Here is a 15683-nt window from a genome sequence, read left to right on the forward strand (position 1 = left end):
CTCACGTGGGGAGGGGGCCGTTCTCGTCGAAGCGTCGCTCGGTGATGTCGTAGGTGCCGTCCGCCCGGACCCGCAGCAGGGTCGACGCCCGCGTCCCGTACTCGCCGTGGCGGATGAACCGGGACGACAGGGCGCGTTCGAGTTCGGGTCCGACGCCCGTGTCGGGCAGCGCGTCCCACGGTGCCGGGTCGCTGTCGGCGAGCACGTCGAAGTACGCCCCCGGGTCCGCGTCGGGGCTGCCGTCGTCCGCGGCGAGCGCGGCGGCGAACGCCTGTTTGCCGCCCGTCACCTTCGGCCACGGGGTGTCGAGTTCGGCGTTGGACAGGCCGTGGACGCCGGGTTCGACGCGCTGCCTGCGACCGTGGGGCCGGTTGGTGACCCACCACAGTTCCGCGGCGTCGCCGGCGAGCAGGTTGAAGCTGCCGTACTCGGCGCCGGTCGCGGCCACCTGTTCGGCGTGGTCGGCGGGTGAGAGCAGGCCGCGGAGGTAGTCGACGGGCAGGTCTCCGCGGGACCGGGCCCCGGTCGCGGGGGCGCCGTCGCGGACGTTGGTGACGGCCGCGAACCGCAGGGTGTCGGAGACGCCCATCCACGTTCCGCCTGCGAGCAGATCGCGGCCCGCGACGAAGCCGTCTTCCCATCGGCGCAGCGGTTCGGTGGGGCGGGCGTAGAACTCGTCGCGGTTGGCCGCGACGACGAGGGGCAGGTCGGGGCGGGTATGCCAGGCGAACAGGACCAGGCACATACGGACGTTTCCTCCTCGGGTACACGGTTGCAGGCCCGAGCGTAGCCGCCCTCGTAATACCTCTGAAACAGAGCTATATGGAGGCCATGACCCGGAACGAGACGCCTGCCGAGCAACTCTTCGCCGCAATCGGACTGCTGCGCAGGCACACCCTCCGACGCGTCGGCCGGCCGTGGCCGGAGACGCCGCTGACCGGGTCGCAGGTGGAGTTGGTGCGACTGCTCCGCCGCAGGCCCGGGACCTCCGTCGCGGAGGCCGCGGCGGCACTGGGCCTCGCGGCGAACACCGTCTCCACCCTCGTGCGGCAACTCACGGACGCCGGGCTGATCGAACGGGTGCGGGACGAGTCCGACCGCCGCGTCGCCCGCCTGGCGCTCACCGACGCGGCGCGGTCGCAGGTCGAGCGCTGGCGCGACCGCCGCAATCTCGAGGTCGCGGCCGCATTCGACGGACTGAGCGCCGAGGACAGGGCGGCGATCGAATCCGCCATTCCCGCCCTCACCCGCCTCGCCGGAGCGCTCCATCCGGATCGCGCCGAGGACAGCGATCAGGAGCTCGCCCGATGATACTTCGCAGGGAGAAGGCTGCCGCACGAGCGCGGCCGTCCCACCACACGCTGGAACTGTCGCACGTGACCTACCGGTTCGGGGACCACACCGCGGTGAACGACCTGAGCCTCGTGATCGACGCGGGCGAGTGCTTCGGCCTTCTGTGACGCGCCGCCCGGATCGTGCACCCCTCTGCCGGGCCGAGGACATACCGCTGGCAGGGGGCGGCGGAACGGACCTTCGGGCCGGCTTCGACCGGGTGGCCCGCGGCGCCGGTCGACCCGACGTGATCGTCGCCCTGACCGACGGACAGGCACCGTAACCGGCGACGAGGCCGGGGTGCGGACCGTGGTCGGGCCTTTCCCCCGGCCGAGCTCGTGGAACGAGTGCCGTCCTCACCACGTCTCTGACCGGCCGCCCGAGTGGGCGAAGGTCGTCGAGATCGCTGCGTCGCGGTGATGGTGCAGCCCGCGACGCGGAGATGCTCCGCGACCTCCGTGAACACCTCATCAACGGCCCGTTACGGCGACCTGCCTGACAGCTCGAAAAGCGTCTAGGAAAAGATGGAGCCCACCGTGTGACGGCGACGATAGGAATGGACCGGTGACTGAGACGTATGCCGGTGACACGATCCCGGTTTTCTTCCTCTCGGACAGCACCGGGATCAGCGCGGAGACCATGGGCAACGCCCTGCTCCTGCACTTTCCCGACCACCGGTTCGAGAGAACACTGATCCCGTTCATCACCACGCCCGACGACGCCCGCGAGGTCGTGCGCAGGATCGACGCCACGATGGACCGCGGCATGACACCCCTGGTGTTCGTCACGGCCGCGCTCGATGACGTTCGTCACGAATTGCAGCGGACCCGCGCACCTGTGATCGACTTCTTCGACATGCACATGCAGCAGGTCGAGTCCATCCTCGGCACCCGGGGCGCCCGGACCCCCGCGCGCCTGCACGGCGTGGGCGATGTCAAGCGCTACAACGCGCGTATGCAGGCCGTCGAGTACGCGATCGAACACGACGACGGCCAAAGTGTCCGCACGCTGGACAAGGCCGACGTGATCCTGGTTGCGCCGTCGCGCTGCGGGAAGACCCCGACGACCATGTACCTCGCACTGCAACACGGACTTCGTGTCGCGAACTACCCTCTGGTCGACGAGGATCTGGTGAGCACCGACCTGCCACGCCCCATCCTGCATCTGCAGGACCGCTGCTTCGGGATAATCACCACCGCGGCTCGTCTCAGCGCGGTCCGGACGGAACGTCGCCCAGACTCGACGTACGCGTCGCTGCGCCAGTGCGCTTACGAACTCAAGCGTGCGGAGGAGCTGTACCGTACGCACGACCTGCCCGTCATCGACTCGTCGGCCAAATCCGTCGAAGAAATGTCCACACTCATCCTGCAAGTGCTCGCACGCAGGGCCCACCGTCACGATTGAGGAGCCCGTCCATGAACAGCAACGTCCGATGGTTCGCCGACCTCGGCCTCGCCGATCTCGAGCAGGTCGGCGGCAAGAACGCGTCTCTGGGCGAGATGGTCCGCAACCTGACCAACGTCGGGGTCCGGGTCCCCAACGGCTTCGCGACGACCGCCGACGCGTTCCGCCGATTCGTGAATCAACCGAGCGCTGCGGGCACCGTCCTGGCCGAGAAGATCAGCGCGCGGCTCGCCGACCTCGACACCGACGACGTGCGGGCGCTGGCCGAGGCGGGCCGCGAGATCCGCGCGGCGGTCATGGAGCAGCCGTTCCCGACCGATCTCGAGGCCGACATCCGGACGGCGTACGCGGAGCTGTCGGGCGGATCGGACGACGCGTCGTTCGCCGTGCGGTCCAGCGCGACCGCCGAGGACCTTCCGGACGCGTCCTTCGCCGGGCAGCAGGAGACCTTCCTCAACGTGCGCGGCGTCGACGCGATCCTGCAGGCGATGCACGAGGTGTTCGCGTCGCTGTACAACGATCGCGCCATCGCGTACCGGGTGCACCACAACTTCGACCACGACGCCGTCGCTCTGTCCGCGGGCGTGCAGAAGATGGTGCGCTCCGACATCGGCACGTCCGGGGTCATGTTCACCATCGACACAGAGTCGGGCTTCGCCGACTCTGTGTTCGTGACCTCCTCGTACGGCCTGGGTGAGGCCGTCGTCCAGGGTGCGGTGAACCCCGACGAGTTCTACGTGTACAAGCCTGCCCTGCGCGCGGGCCGTCCTGCGGTTCTCAAGCGCGGCGTCGGATCGAAGGCGACAAAGATGGTCTACACCGCCGACCGCTCGGTCGGCCGGACGACGGAGTTCGTCGACGTCGAGCCCGTGGATCGGCGACTGCTGAGCCTCACCGACGCGGAGGTCGAGGCGCTCGCCCGCCAGGCGCTGCTGATCGAGGAGCACTACGGGCGTCCGATGGACATCGAGTGGGGCAAGGACGGCGTCGACGGCGAGCTGTACATCCTGCAGGCGCGTCCGGAGACCGTGCAGTCGCGGGCCGCGGTGACCGGCCAGCAGCGGTTCCGGCTCAACGAGACCGGCACGGTCCTCGTCGAAGGCCGGGCGATCGGCGCCCGCATCGGAGCCGGCGCCGTCCGGGTGCTCGAATCGGTGGAACAGATGCACGAGTTCCAGGCCGGTGAGGTGCTCGTCGCGGACATGACCGACCCCGACTGGGAGCCGATCATGAAGCGCGCCAGCGCCATCGTCACCAACCGCGGTGGCCGCACCTGTCACGCCGCGATCATCGCCCGCGAACTGGGCATTCCCGCCGTCGTCGGTACCGGTGGGGCCACGCGGTCGCTCACCGCCGGTCGCGAGGTGACGGTCTCGTGCGCGGAGGGCGACACCGGTTTCGTGTACGAAGGGCTGCTCGACTTCGACGTCACCGAGTCCTCGATCGAGGCGATGCCCGAGATCAGCACCAAGATCATGATGAACGTCGGTACCCCTGAACAGGCGTTCGCATTCTCCCGCCTGCCGAACAGCGGTGTCGGACTCGCGCGCCTCGAGTTCATCATCAACCGCCAAATAGGTATCCACCCGAAGGCCCTGCTCGACTTCGACACCCTCGACGGGCCGCTGAAGGAGCAGATCGGTGAGGCGATCGCCGCCTATCCGGGCGCCCGCGAGTTCTTCGTGGACCGGGTCGCCGAGGGCGTCGCGACGATCGCGGCAGCCTTCGCGCCGCATCCGGTGATCGTGCGCATGTCGGACTTCAAGTCCAACGAGTACGCGAAGCTCGTCGGCGGCGAACTCTACGAGCCCGAGGAGGAGAACCCGATGATCGGCTACCGCGGCGCGTCGCGGTACCTGTCGAAGGACTTCGCCGACTGTTTCGCCATGGAATGCGCCGCACTGAAGTACGTCCGCGACGAGATGGGCCTGACCAATGTCAAGATCATGATCCCGTTCGTCCGAACCCTCACCGAGGCCGAAGGTGTCATCTCGCTGCTGGCCTCGCACGGCCTTCGCCGCGGCGAGAACGGACTCGAGGTCATCATGATGTGCGAGGTGCCTTCGAACGCGGTCATCGCCGACGCGTTCCTGGACCACTTCGACGGGTTCTCCATCGGATCGAACGACATGACGCAGTTGACGCTCGGGCTCGACCGCGATTCCGCGATCGTCGCAGACTCGTTCGACGAACGTGACCCCGCTGTGAAGCACATGCTCGCAGCGGCGATCTCGGCGTGCAAGGCGCGCGGCAAGTACGTGGGTATCTGCGGGCAGGGGCCCAGCGACCATGTCGATCTCGCCGGATGGTTGCTCGAACAGGGCATCGAGTCCATGTCGCTGAACCCGGACACCGTCGTCGACACCTGGACACGCTTGGCCGCACTCGGCTGAACCGACCGCTCCCAACGCACTTCGCGCCGCGGAGTGCGTTGGGAGTGACGGTCCTTCAGCCGCGACGGCAGGTCACTCGAGCACGAAGACCGGGATCCGTCGTTCGGTCTTGGTCTGGTACTCCGCATACGGCGGAAAAGCGGCCACCGCCAGCTCCCACCAGTGCTCGCGCTCGGCGCCGTCGATCTCACGCGCGGTGAGGTCGCGAACCGTCGCCCCGTCCTGCACCGAGATCTGCGGGTGCGCCTTCACATTGAAGTACCACGACGGGTGGCCGGGTGCGCCGCCCTTGGACGCAACCATCGCGTACCTGCCGTCCTCCTCGACCCGCATCAACGGGACGTAGCGCTTCTTGCCGGACTTCGCCCCGGTGGTGGTGAACAGGACGATCGGACGGTCCAACACCTGGACGCCGTCGGTCGTACCCTGTTCCAGGATTTTCTCGGTCTGGTCACGTACCCACCCCTCGGGGCTGAGTTCTGGCTGATCGCTCATACTCATCGCCAACGCCTCCGAGGCGCTCGCCATTCCACGGCCGGGCCGGAACGGGCATCGTCGCGCGGGTGCGCGAAAACCCTCGACGAATCCGTGCCGGCGTCAATCGGGTTGGTGGTAGCCGACGTCACGACGTGACGAACGTCTTCTCCAGTGCCCGGCGCAGTTCCGACTTGCTGATCTTGCCGACACCGGTGACCGGGAACTCGTCGACGAACACCACCTTGTCGGGCACCTTGTAGTCGGCGAGCCCGCGGCCGCGGACGAACTTCTTGAGTTCGACGGCCTTCGGCTGCTCACCCTGGACGACGACGAACGCGCAACTGCGTTCGCCGAGGTACTGGTCGGGCATCGACACGACCGCGACGTCGGCGACGTCGGGGTGCGCGAGCAGATGGTTCTCGACCTCTTCCGCGGCCACCTTCTCGCCGCCGCGGTTGATCTGGTCCTTCGCGCGGCCCTCGACGACGAGGTAGCCGTCGTCGGTGAGGCGGACGATGTCGCCGGTGCGGTAGAAGCCGTCCTCGGTGAACGCCGTCGAATTGTGTTCGGGGGCCCGGTAGTACCCGCGGATGGTGTAGGGGCCGCGGGTGAGCAGATGACCGGACGTGCCGCTGGGGACGGGTTCGCCGTGGTCGTCGACGACGCGCACCTCGTCGTCGGGGCTGATCGGCCTGCCCTGGGTGGTGACGATCGTGTCTTCCGGGTCGTCGAGCCGGGTGTAGTTGACCAGGCCCTCGGCTATCCCGAAGACCTGCTGCAGCGTGCACCCGAGTTCGGGGCGCACCCGCTTGGCGGCCTCGGCGCTGAACTTCGCGCCGCCGACCTGCAGTACCTCGAGGCTCGAGATGTCCCGTTCCGTGCGGGCGGCGGCGGACAGCCACGCCAACGCGAGCGGCGGCACCAGCGACGCGATCGTGACGCCCTCCCGCTCGATGAGCGCGAACGCGGTGTCGGGACTCGGATCCGGTGCGAGCACCACGCGGCCACCGGCGTGCAGCACGCCGAGGATGCCGGGGGAGCTCATCGGGAAGTTGTGCGCCGCAGGGAGAACGACCAGCAGGCGGGTGTTCTCGTCGATGCCGCAGATGCGATCCGACTCCCGCACCGAGTACAGGTAGTCGGTGTGGGTGCGCGGGATCAGCTTCGACACCCCGGTCGTTCCGCCCGAGAGTTGCAGGAAAGCAACGGATTCCGGACCCGCCGCCGGTTCGTCCGAGATCGGGTCCGCCGCGCGCAGTTCGTCGAGGGAGGTGAACTCCTCCGCGTCCCCGGCCACGAAGACTGTCGGCGGGTTCTCCGCCGACGCCACCACGTCGCGGGCGAGCGTGCGGTAGTCGAAACCGGCGTACGTGTCGGTGACGACGTAGGCCGCGGCGTCGGCGAAACTGCAGAAGTAGGAGATCTCCTGGGAGCGGTGCGCGGGCAACGCGAACACCGGCAGGGCGCCGAGCCGGAAGACCGCGAAGATCACCTCGACGTACTCGACGATGTTCGGCAGTTGCACCACCACCCGGTCGCCGGGCTGCACCCCCGACGACTGCAGCCCGGCGGCGAGCCGGTCGGCGCGGTCGGACAGTTCCCGGTAGGTGAGGGCGCGGTCGGTCCCGGACGCGTCCGGTCCGGTCACGGCGATCGCGTCCCCGAATCGCTCGGCGCGGGCGCCCAGGAACAGCTGGAACGTCTCGTCCGTCCAGTACCCGGCGGCACGGTACCGTGCGACGAGTTCGGCGGGATAGCCGGTGGTGGTCTCCAGGGGAGCGCGAACGCTCGTGGTCATCGAAAGTCCTTTCACGGGCACGGCTTTTCGGGGCGGTCAGGCTTGGAGGGTAGCGCCGCCGTCGACGTAGAGCGCCTGCATGGTGATGTGCCGTGCGCGATCCGACAGGAGGAACTCGACGGAGTCGGCGATGTCGGCCGCGTCGGCGATGCGACCCAGCGGGATGCCGACCTTGAATGAGCCCAGGTCGCCGTCGATCGCGCCGCGCGCCCCGGTGTCGTCGTCGGGGTCCGACCACAGTGACCGCTGCATCGCGGTGTCCGTCGAGCCGGGGGCGACGATGTTGGCGCGGATCCCGTATTCGGCCAGCTCGAGGCCGAGTACCCGGACGATCATCGCGACGGCGGCCTTGGACGCGCCGTACGCGCCCATCCCGGTGCGGGGGACGCCCGCGGCGTTGGAGCCGACCACGACGATGGAACCGGCTGAGCGGTGCCGCATTCCGGTGCCGACGGCCCGCAACACGTTGACGAGGCCGGTGACGTTGACGTCGAACACGCGCTGCCAGCTCGCGGGATCGGCGTCGAGCACCGACCCGGTTTCGAGTACCCCGGCCACGTGCGCAAGAGCAGTGACGGGACCGTGCTCGTCCTCGATCCGGCGGACCGTGTCCGTGACCGCTGCGGTGTCGCGGATGTCGGTGACGGCGGTGCCGAGCGGAGGGGTGTCGAGCAGTGCGGCGGTGGCGGCGAGGCCGTCGGCGTCCCGATCGAGCAGTACCAGGCGATGACCGGACCGCGACAGGGTGACGGCAGTGGCCCGCCCGATGCCCTGCGCCGCCCCGACGACCAGTGTCGTGCCGCTCATCGGGGAAGTCCCAGTGCCGCGAGGACGGTGCCCAGTTTGGTTGTGGTCTCGGCGAGTTCGTCGTCCGGTTCGGATGCGGCGACGATGCCGCCGCCCGCGTACGCCGTGACGGTGGTGCCGTCGGCGTCGATCTGCGCGCACCGGATGGTGACCATCCATTCGCCGTCACCGTCCGAGTCGGCCCAGCCCACGGCGCCGGCGTAGAAGCCGCGGTCGCCCTCGAGTTCGCCGATCAGCGTACGCGCGGCGTCGGTGGGGGTGCCGCACACGGCGGGTGTCGGGTGCACGGCGACGGCCAGGTCCAGCGCGGTCACCGAGCGGTCCCGCAGCCGTCCCGCCACGGGTGTGCCGAGGTGCCATAGTTGCGGTGTGCTGGTGAGGGTGGGCCGGTCAGGGATGTCGAGTTCGGTGCAGAACGGTTCGAGGCTCGCGCGCAGTGCGTCGACGACGAGGGCGTGCTCACGCAGGTTCTTCTCCGAGGAGGCGAGGTTCTCCGCTGTCTGCCGGTCGATCTCGGGGTCGGCGTGCCGGGGAGCCGAGCCGGCGAGAGGATGGCAGGTCACGGTGTCGCCGCGGCGGCGGATGAGTACCTCCGGGCTCGAGCCGACGAGGTGCCGTCCCGACCATCCGGTGCCCGCGGAGCCCAGGTCGACGCTGAAGCCGTTGCCGCCGAGGTCGTTCGCGATGAGCCGGGCGAGCAGCGAGTGCGGGTGCAACGGTTCTGCGGCGTGCAGGACGACCGATCGGGCGAGCACCACCTTGTGCAGTGCGGCCTCGGGTTCGCGCAGCACGTGGATCGCGGCGGCGACGCGGGCGAGGTGCTCGTCCTCCGGGGGGACCGACGCTCCGGCGCGCACGGGCGGAATCGTCTGCAGGCGAGGAGCCCAGCTTCCCGGGTGATGACGCAGCGTCTGCGGCGCGACCAGTGCGGCGGGGTGGGACGGGTCGAAGGCGAGTGCCCCGGCCACCGAGGTCACGGTGCCGCTCTTCAGGGCCGCGGCGGCGTCGCGGGCGGAGTCGAAACCGGTGCGGATGCCGTCGGCGATCACGGTGCCGTGCGGGCGGGAGAGGACGAACGGCGCGCCCGGCGGAAGGTCCGCCGAAGTCTCTGCGGACCCGGCAACGGCCGTCGACTGCATGTGCGATCACCTTTCGTAGTGGACAACTGCGGCGCGCGTCGCGATGCGCACCGTCACACCCCGACCATATACGGTTAGCCTAACCTTTGGCGGCTCACCTTCTCGGCAGACGGTCCGAGACCGGGGCGTATTGCCCTGCAGTCCAGCGGTTTCGATCCTTCATACGCGGGTGCGATTCGGCCCGCGACCGGATCGGAGTTCTCGACGTCAGGGACTGGCCTAACATCGCATGCACACGTGGCATGGAGGGCAGGCTTCTGCAATGACCGAACGCAGGTTCTCGCTCGATCAGCGGATCGTCGCTGCCCTCCAGGTCGACGGGCGGTGCTCGTGGAGTCGGATCGCCCAGGCGCTGGGCGAACCCGAGCGGAACGTCACCCGGCACGGCATCGCGCTCCTCGAGTCCGGCCGGGTGGCCGTCACCGCCGTCGCGAACAGCGGCGGCACCGCGATCGTCCGTCTCCAGTGCTCCCCGGGAACGGTGCGGGTGGCGGCGAGCGCCCTCGCCCAGCGCAGTGACTGCATCTTCGTCTACATCCTCACCGGCACCGCCGACTGTGTGGCCGAGATCCACGTGTCCCGGGACCGCCTCCCGAAACTGGTCATGGACGAACTGCCCGCGACGATGGGCGTCGTCCGGAGCTGGACGGACCCCGTGCTGCGGTACTTCCGCACGGTCCGTGAATGGGAGGCCGGGGTGCTGACCCCCGCCGAGAAGGAATCGATCGGCGGGGTCGCGCCTCCGGCGTCGTTCCTCACCGACCTGGAACGCGGAACCCGGGATCCCATCGACCGCACCATCATCCGCGAACTCATGCAGAACGGGCGGGTGGGCACCACGGCCCTCGCCCGGACCGCGGGGGTGTCCGAGGCGACGGCGCGGCGACGCGTCCAGTCGCTGCTCACCGAGGGGGCGATCAGTCTCCGGGTGGTGGTGGATCCGGCGCTGTTCGGGCTGCGGGCCGAGGCGATGCTGTTCATCAAGACTCAGCGCAACCGGATCGAACCGCTGGTGCGGGGAATGCTCGAGATGCCCTACGTGCGGTACGCCGCGGGCACGGCCGGCGAGTACCAGGTGGTCGCGAACATCGCCGCACCCGACGAGTCGGTGCTCTACGACTACATCACCACCGCCCCGTGGGTGGCGGACGCGCTGGCGCTGGAAACCAACATGGTGGTGCAGGCGGTCAAGCGCAGCGGCAGGGTGATGTGACGGATTTCGACATCAGACGGCCCCTCCGACGCGTCTGATTGCGATCTCCGACAGGTGGGTGGCCGATTTCGCCGAACCTCCCTCAGCGGTTGAGTGCTGTGATCCGCACCACGCATGCTTCCTCTACTCCCTGGATGGAAGAAGGAACAGCATGCAACGAGAAGCCATTCTCGGGGCGATCGAGGATTCGCCGCAGCGCCGCTGGCTGCTGCTCGTCCCGGTCGCCCCGGTGCTCGCACTCGTCACCGCCGTGTGGCTGCCGTTTGTGAACACGGCCGATCTGTGGCTGGGCATGCCCCGGCTGCTCGTGTGGTGCTCGGCGTGGGTGCTCCTGCTGCTGCCCGCGCTGGCGGTGGTGGAGTTCGGCCTCGTCCGGCCGTTCGAGGACGAACTCCGCCTCGAGGAAGCGAGCCTCCGATGACGAACTCGGCACTGTGGATCACCCTGGCAGGCATGATCGGTCTCGCCGTGATCGCCGTCGGCGGACACCGGAAACGCGCTCAGAACCTGAGCGAGTGGACGGTCGGCAAACGGAACTTCGGTGTGGTCACCAGCTTCTTCCTGCAGGCCGGTGAATCGTTCACCACGTTCACGTTCCTCGGCGTCGCCGGTATCGCGTTCACCGCGGGCATCGGCGCCACCTACGCCATCCCGTACATCCCGCTCGGCTACGTGGCCCTGTATTTCATCGGACCGCGGATCTGGAAGCTCAGCAAGGATCGCGGGTACATCACCCAGGCCGACTTCTTCGCCGACCGCTACCGCAGCCCGCTCCTCGGCCGGCTGGTCGCGTTGTGCGGCATCATCTTCCTGCTGCCGTACCTGCAGTTGCAGATCACCGGCCTCGGCCTCATCGTCCGCCTCGTCACGGGCAGCGCGAGTTCGGGCACGCTGAGCATGATCGTCGCGACCGTCCTCGTCGTCGGGTTCGTGCTGTGGGCGGGCATTCACGGCCTGGCGCGCACCGCCTACGTCAAGGACGTCCTGATCCTGCTCGCCGTCGTGGTGCTGTCGATCGTGATCCCGCTGCACTTCGCCGGTGGCATCGGCGACGTGTTCGGCCAGATCGCGCAGACCCACAGCGAGATGCTGACCGTGAACCCCGGCGACTTCGACAAGGTCTGGTGGACCACCAGCCTGCTGATCTCCGCGATCGGCTGCGGTTTCCTCACCACCCCGCACCTGTGGCCGCCGCTGCTGGCCGCGAAGAACGGCCGGGTGATCCGCTCCAACAACACTTTCCTGCCGATGTATCAGGTGGTCATGATCCTCCCGATCATGCTGGGTTTCGTCGGGATCCTCGCACTGAACCCGAACACCAGCAGCAACGCCGTCCTGCTCACGCTGGCAGGGGGAGCGCTGCCGAACTGGGCGCTCGGCCTGATCGCGATCGCCGCCGCCTCCGCCGCGATGCTGCCTGCCGGCGCCATCTGCATCGGCATCTCCACCCTGGCCTCGCACAACCTGGTGAAGATCGAGAGCGAGCGCACGAAGCTCCGGTTCAACCACCTCGTCGTGATCGCCGCCGCCACCATGGCCCTGGTGCTCGGCCTGACCCGCCCCGACCTGCTGGCCAACCTGCTGCTGCTCACGTTCGGCGGTCTCAGCCAGCTCGCGCCCGGGCTGGCGCTCGCCCTGCCCGAGAAGCCGCTGCTCGCCAAGCAATCCGTGTTCGCCGGTCTGCTCGTGGGAATGCTCACCGTCATCGTGATGACCGTGTTCGACCTCAACCTCGCCAACATCGACGCGGGCATCTGCGGCCTGGTCCTCAACCTCGCGGTGATCGCCGCGGTCGAGACCGTGGTCCGCGTCGCCCGTCCCCGCACCCCGACCCCCGCGCCGTCGGAAGACCGTCCGGCCACCGCCCCGATCCTGGAGACCTCGAAATGACCATCGACCACTACTCGACCGCGCGTGAGATGCTCACCGCACTCCGCAGCAAGGACATCTCGGCCCGCGAGCTACTCGCCCTGCACACGGACCGGATCGCACAGGTGAATCCGACGGTCAACGCGCTCGTCAGCCTCGACCTGGACCGCGCGCATGCCGCCGCCGCCGCAGCCGACGCGCAGACGGCCGCCGGCGACCAGGTGGGTCCGCTGCACGGACTTCCGTTCGCGTTCAAGGATACTCACGACGTCGCCGGATTCCCCACGGTCGCCGGTTCGCCCCTGCTCGTCGACAACGTGCCCGAGACCAGTGAGCTGATCGCCGAACGCGTCACCGCGGCCGGCGCCGTCACGATCGGCAAGACCAACGTTCCCGAGTTCGCCGCCGGATCGCACACGTTCAACCCCGTCTTTGGGACCACCACCAACCCGTACGACCCCACCAAGAGCGCGGGTGGCTCGAGCGGCGGCGCCGCAGCCGCACTGGGCGCGGGACTGATTCCGCTCGCCGACGGCAGCGACATGGGCGGTTCGCTGCGCAACCCGGCGTCGTTCTGCAACGTCGTCGGACTGCGCCCCACGCCCGGCCGCGTGCCGTGCTGGCCCAACAGCGCGCCCTGGGACGCACTGGTGACGCAGGGGCCGATGGCCCGCAACGTCGACGACCTGGAACTGCTGCTGTCGGTGATCTCCGGACCCGACGCGCGGATCCGCAGCTCGCTCAGTGCCGATGCGCTCGCGCCCCGGCTCGGTGTCGCCGGCCTGCAGGGTCTGCGTGTCGCGGTGTCCGCGGATCTGAACGGCCTCTTCCCGGTGGACGCGCCGGTCCGCGAGATCCACGATCGCCAGTCGTCGATCTTCGCCGCCGGGGGTGCGGTGGTCGCCGAGGACGCACCGTCGATTCCCGACGCCGAGTGGGTGTTCCGCACGCTGCGGGCGTGGCGGTTCAAGATCGATCTCGGCGACCGCGCCGACGCCACCCCCGAACTGCTGAAGTCGTCGCTGCTCGACAACATCCGGCAGGCCGACCGGCTCTCCGCAGACGACATCGCGAAAGCCATGGTGGCCCAGGCGGAGATCCAGGCTCGCGCCGTCGAATTCTTCTCCCGCCACGACGTCCTGGTGATGCCCGTGTCCCAGGTGCTGCCGTTCGACGCCGAACTCGAGTACCCGTCGGCGGTCGACGGCCGCCGCTGCGACGACTACCTCGACTGGATGACGTCGGCGCTGACCGTGACGGTGCTGGGGTGCCCCGCGATCTCCGTCCCCGCCGGATTCAGCGCCGAGGGTCTGCCGGTCGGCGTGCAGATCGTCGCCGCCCCGGGCAACGACCTGTTCCTGCTCGACGTTGCCCGGGCCTACGAGCAGCTCAACCCGGTCGGAGCCGTTCGCCCGCACCTGCTCGAGGGTGCCGCGCGGGTCTAGCTCGGGGGCGCAGGCGGCGGTGACCGGCCTGGGGGCTCCGGTCACCGCCGCGTGGCGTGCGCGGGTCATCGTCGCGTGGCGTGCGCGGGGTGGAGGCGCTCGTGGTCGATGCGGACCGCGTCCGGATCGCCGTGGCCGGGGTGCTTGTCGCGTGGTTCCTGCTCCAGAACCTCCAGGTCGAAGTCGTTCTCGACCTCGCCCTCGGGTGCGGGAAGGACCTCGCCGGCGAAGACGCGGCGGGCGCGGTCGACGTCGAGTTCGTGATTCCATTTGGCGACGAACAGGGTGGCGACGGCGTTGCCGATGAAGTTCACCAGGGCGCGGCATTCGGACATGAACTTGTCGATGCCGAAGATCAGCATGATGCCGGCCGCGGGGATGGTGCCGAGCGTGCTCAACGTGGCTGTCAGGGCGATGAATCCGCCGCCGGCGACACCTGCGGCGCCCTTCGAGGTCAGCAGCATGACCCCGAGCAGGCCGAGTTGCTGAGGGATCGACAGGTCGGTGTTGGTGGCCTGGGCGATGTACAGCGCGGCGAGGGAGAGATAGATGGCGGCGCCGTCGAGGTTGAAACTGTAGCCGGTGGGCACGACGAGACCCACGGTGGGCTTCTTGACTCCGGCGTACTCCAGTTTGCGCATCAAACCGGGCAGCGCGGGCTCGGCGGTGGAGGTGCCGAGAATGAGCAGCAGTTCTTCCTTGAAGAAGCCGAGCATGCGGAAGATGTTGAGCCGCAAGTACGCCATGACGGATCCGAGGACCACGACGACGAAGAACGCGGAGGTGGCGTAGAACAGCAGGATCAGGCTGCCGAGGCTGGTGAGGGTGGAGACACCGTACTTGCCGATGGCGAAGGCCATGGCGCCGAACGCGCCGAGCGGTGCGAGTTTCATGATGAAGCTCAGGACCTTGAACACCACTGCGGTGAGGCGTTCGACGGCGTCCCGGATCGGCGCGGCGATCTGTCCCACCGCGTTGATCGCGACACCGAAGATGACGGCGAGGAAGATGACCTGCAGGATGTCGCCCTCGACGAACGGGCCGAACACGCTGTCCGGGACCAGGTGGGTGATGAACTCCCACCACTCCTTCTCCTCGCCGGCCTTGATGAGTTTGCTCGCGGATTCGGTGGTTTCGAGGGAGGATGCGTCGGCGTTCACCCCGTCCCCGAGGCGGAAGAGGTTGATCGCGACGAGCCCGGTCAGCAGCGCGAGGATCGTTCCGACCTGGAAGTAGGTCAGCGCCTTGATTCCGGTCAGCCCGACCTTCTTCAGGTCCGCGACACTCGCGATGCCGCCGACGATCGTCAGGAACACGATCGGGCAGATCAGCATCTTCATCGCCGTGATGAAGGTGGTGCCGATCGGCTCCATCGCCTCGCCGGTGTCGGGCCAGAGCCACCCGACGAGGATGCCGAGCACGATCGCGATCAGGACCCAGAAGTACAGTTGCCTGTACCAGGGTTTCTTCACCGTCGCCGGCGGGTAACTCGCTGCGCTGCTGAGTGTTTCCATGACATTCACCTCGGGTGAGAGTGTTCAGGTATGAAGACGGGGTGGCCGAGAGTTACCGACCGTTCGAGCAGTGACGGCCCGACCCGGCAGATCATGCCGAGTCGGGCCGGCGGTGTGTGGGTCGGTCAGGCCGGGGTCAGTGCGGTCTGCAGGGCGTGCACGATCGCTTCGGTGACGGCCGCGGTGTCCGACGAGCCGCCGATGTCGCGGGTCAGTGCGCCGCTCGCGGTGGCGGCCTCGATGGCGGCTTCGACGCGGCGGGCCTCGTCGTGCAGGCCGAAGTGGTCGAGCA

The 15683-nt window shown here is 68.7% G+C and carries 14 protein-coding genes and 1 pseudogene; 8 read left to right on the forward strand and 7 right to left on the reverse strand.

Features of this window, described 5'->3' with window-relative positions; translation table 11 throughout:
• Position 1 precedes the first annotated feature (1 nt).
• Complete coding sequence (locus P3H15_RS26995; protein ID WP_276140038.1) at positions 2 to 745, reverse strand: NRDE family protein; 744 nt, start codon at positions 743 to 745, stop codon at positions 2 to 4.
• An 86-nt stretch (positions 746 to 831) separates the two neighbouring features.
• Here P3H15_RS26995 and P3H15_RS27000 point away from each other — a divergent pair, with 86 nt between their 5' ends.
• The 4 genes from P3H15_RS27000 to ppsA all read left to right on the forward strand — a co-directional run bounded on the left by P3H15_RS27000 (position 832) and on the right by ppsA (position 5129).
• Positions 832 to 1311, forward strand: a complete 480-nt coding sequence (locus P3H15_RS27000) for a MarR family winged helix-turn-helix transcriptional regulator (protein WP_276140039.1) — start codon at positions 832 to 834, stop codon at positions 1309 to 1311.
• Positions 1308 to 1460 (forward strand): hypothetical protein, encoded by a 153-nt coding sequence (locus tag P3H15_RS27005; protein ID WP_276140040.1) that lies wholly within the window; start codon positions 1308 to 1310, stop codon positions 1458 to 1460. Before P3H15_RS27000 ends, P3H15_RS27005 begins: the two co-directional genes overlap by 4 nt.
• A 436-nt stretch (positions 1461 to 1896) precedes the next feature.
• The gene (locus tag P3H15_RS27010) at positions 1897 to 2736 is read left to right on the forward strand and encodes a pyruvate, water dikinase regulatory protein (protein ID WP_276140041.1); all 840 of its coding nucleotides are present in this window, start codon (positions 1897 to 1899) and stop codon (positions 2734 to 2736) included.
• Between the two features lie 11 nt (positions 2737 to 2747).
• Positions 2748 to 5129: a phosphoenolpyruvate synthase gene (gene ppsA, locus P3H15_RS27015; RefSeq protein ID WP_276140042.1), complete on the forward strand. Its 2382-nt coding sequence runs from the start codon at positions 2748 to 2750 to the stop codon at positions 5127 to 5129.
• A gap of 72 nt (positions 5130 to 5201) precedes the next feature.
• On the opposite strand, the gene P3H15_RS27020 is transcribed toward ppsA, so the two are convergent.
• From P3H15_RS27020 to P3H15_RS27035, 4 genes are all read right to left on the reverse strand, one after another.
• Positions 5202 to 5624, reverse strand: a complete 423-nt coding sequence (locus P3H15_RS27020) for a nitroreductase family deazaflavin-dependent oxidoreductase (protein WP_087557851.1) — start codon at positions 5622 to 5624, stop codon at positions 5202 to 5204.
• Between the two features lie 127 nt (positions 5625 to 5751).
• Positions 5752 to 7404 (reverse strand): (2,3-dihydroxybenzoyl)adenylate synthase, encoded by a 1653-nt coding sequence (locus P3H15_RS27025; RefSeq protein WP_276140043.1) that lies wholly within the window; start codon positions 7402 to 7404, stop codon positions 5752 to 5754.
• A 36-nt stretch (positions 7405 to 7440) separates the two neighbouring features.
• Positions 7441 to 8211: an SDR family oxidoreductase gene (locus P3H15_RS27030; protein WP_276140044.1), complete on the reverse strand. Its 771-nt coding sequence runs from the start codon at positions 8209 to 8211 to the stop codon at positions 7441 to 7443.
• Complete coding sequence (locus tag P3H15_RS27035; RefSeq protein WP_276140045.1) at positions 8208 to 9350, reverse strand: isochorismate synthase MenF; 1143 nt, start codon at positions 9348 to 9350, stop codon at positions 8208 to 8210. Before P3H15_RS27035 ends, P3H15_RS27030 begins: the two co-directional genes overlap by 4 nt.
• 262 nt (positions 9351 to 9612) lie before the next feature.
• On the opposite strand from P3H15_RS27035, the gene P3H15_RS27040 reads away from it, so the two are divergent.
• From P3H15_RS27040 to P3H15_RS27055, 4 genes are all read left to right on the forward strand, one after another.
• A complete protein-coding gene (locus P3H15_RS27040) occupies positions 9613 to 10563 on the forward strand; it encodes an Lrp/AsnC family transcriptional regulator (protein ID WP_072942954.1) in 951 nt (316 codons plus the stop codon).
• Between the two features lie 151 nt (positions 10564 to 10714).
• The gene (locus tag P3H15_RS27045) at positions 10715 to 10984 is read left to right on the forward strand and encodes a hypothetical protein (protein ID WP_276140046.1); all 270 of its coding nucleotides are present in this window, start codon (positions 10715 to 10717) and stop codon (positions 10982 to 10984) included.
• A complete protein-coding gene (locus P3H15_RS27050) occupies positions 10981 to 12453 on the forward strand; it encodes a sodium:solute symporter (RefSeq protein WP_276140047.1) in 1473 nt (490 codons plus the stop codon). The genes P3H15_RS27045 and P3H15_RS27050 overlap by 4 nt, the downstream gene beginning before the upstream one ends.
• Entirely contained in the window at positions 12450 to 13877 is a 1428-nt protein-coding gene (locus tag P3H15_RS27055; protein WP_276140048.1) for an amidase family protein, read from the forward strand. Before P3H15_RS27050 ends, P3H15_RS27055 begins: the two co-directional genes overlap by 4 nt.
• Before the next feature lie 65 nt (positions 13878 to 13942).
• On the opposite strand, the gene dctA is transcribed toward P3H15_RS27055, so the two are convergent.
• Positions 13943 to 15391, reverse strand: coding sequence for a C4-dicarboxylate transporter DctA (gene dctA / locus P3H15_RS27060; protein WP_276140049.1), 1449 nt, complete (start codon positions 15389 to 15391; stop codon positions 13943 to 13945).
• A gap of 125 nt (positions 15392 to 15516) precedes the next feature.
• Positions 15517 to 15683 (reverse strand): annotated as a pseudogene (locus P3H15_RS27065) (isocitrate/isopropylmalate family dehydrogenase); the annotation flags it as partial.

Origin of the sequence: Rhodococcus sp. T2V (assembly GCF_029269925.1) — a bacterium.
Taxonomy (GTDB): domain Bacteria; phylum Actinomycetota; class Actinomycetes; order Mycobacteriales; family Mycobacteriaceae; genus Rhodococcus_F; species Rhodococcus_F koreensis.

Coding starts and splice junctions, on each gene's coding strand:
- P3H15_RS26995 (WP_276140038.1), bottom strand. CDS start 745: ATGTGCCTGGTCCTGTTCGCCTGGCATACCCGCCCCGACCTGCCCCTC.
- P3H15_RS27000 (WP_276140039.1), top strand. CDS start 832: ATGACCCGGAACGAGACGCCTGCCGAGCAACTCTTCGCCGCAATCGGA.
- P3H15_RS27005 (WP_276140040.1), top strand. CDS start 1,308: ATGATACTTCGCAGGGAGAAGGCTGCCGCACGAGCGCGGCCGTCCCAC.
- ppsA (WP_276140042.1), top strand. CDS start 2,748: ATGAACAGCAACGTCCGATGGTTCGCCGACCTCGGCCTCGCCGATCTC.
- P3H15_RS27020 (WP_087557851.1), bottom strand. CDS start 5,624: ATGAGCGATCAGCCAGAACTCAGCCCCGAGGGGTGGGTACGTGACCAG.
- P3H15_RS27025 (WP_276140043.1), bottom strand. CDS start 7,404: ATGACCACGAGCGTTCGCGCTCCCCTGGAGACCACCACCGGCTATCCC.
- P3H15_RS27030 (WP_276140044.1), bottom strand. CDS start 8,211: ATGAGCGGCACGACACTGGTCGTCGGGGCGGCGCAGGGCATCGGGCGG.
- P3H15_RS27035 (WP_276140045.1), bottom strand. CDS start 9,350: ATGCAGTCGACGGCCGTTGCCGGGTCCGCAGAGACTTCGGCGGACCTT.
- P3H15_RS27040 (WP_072942954.1), top strand. CDS start 9,613: ATGACCGAACGCAGGTTCTCGCTCGATCAGCGGATCGTCGCTGCCCTC.
- P3H15_RS27045 (WP_276140046.1), top strand. CDS start 10,715: ATGCAACGAGAAGCCATTCTCGGGGCGATCGAGGATTCGCCGCAGCGC.
- P3H15_RS27050 (WP_276140047.1), top strand. CDS start 10,981: ATGACGAACTCGGCACTGTGGATCACCCTGGCAGGCATGATCGGTCTC.
- P3H15_RS27055 (WP_276140048.1), top strand. CDS start 12,450: ATGACCATCGACCACTACTCGACCGCGCGTGAGATGCTCACCGCACTC.
- dctA (WP_276140049.1), bottom strand. CDS start 15,391: ATGGAAACACTCAGCAGCGCAGCGAGTTACCCGCCGGCGACGGTGAAG.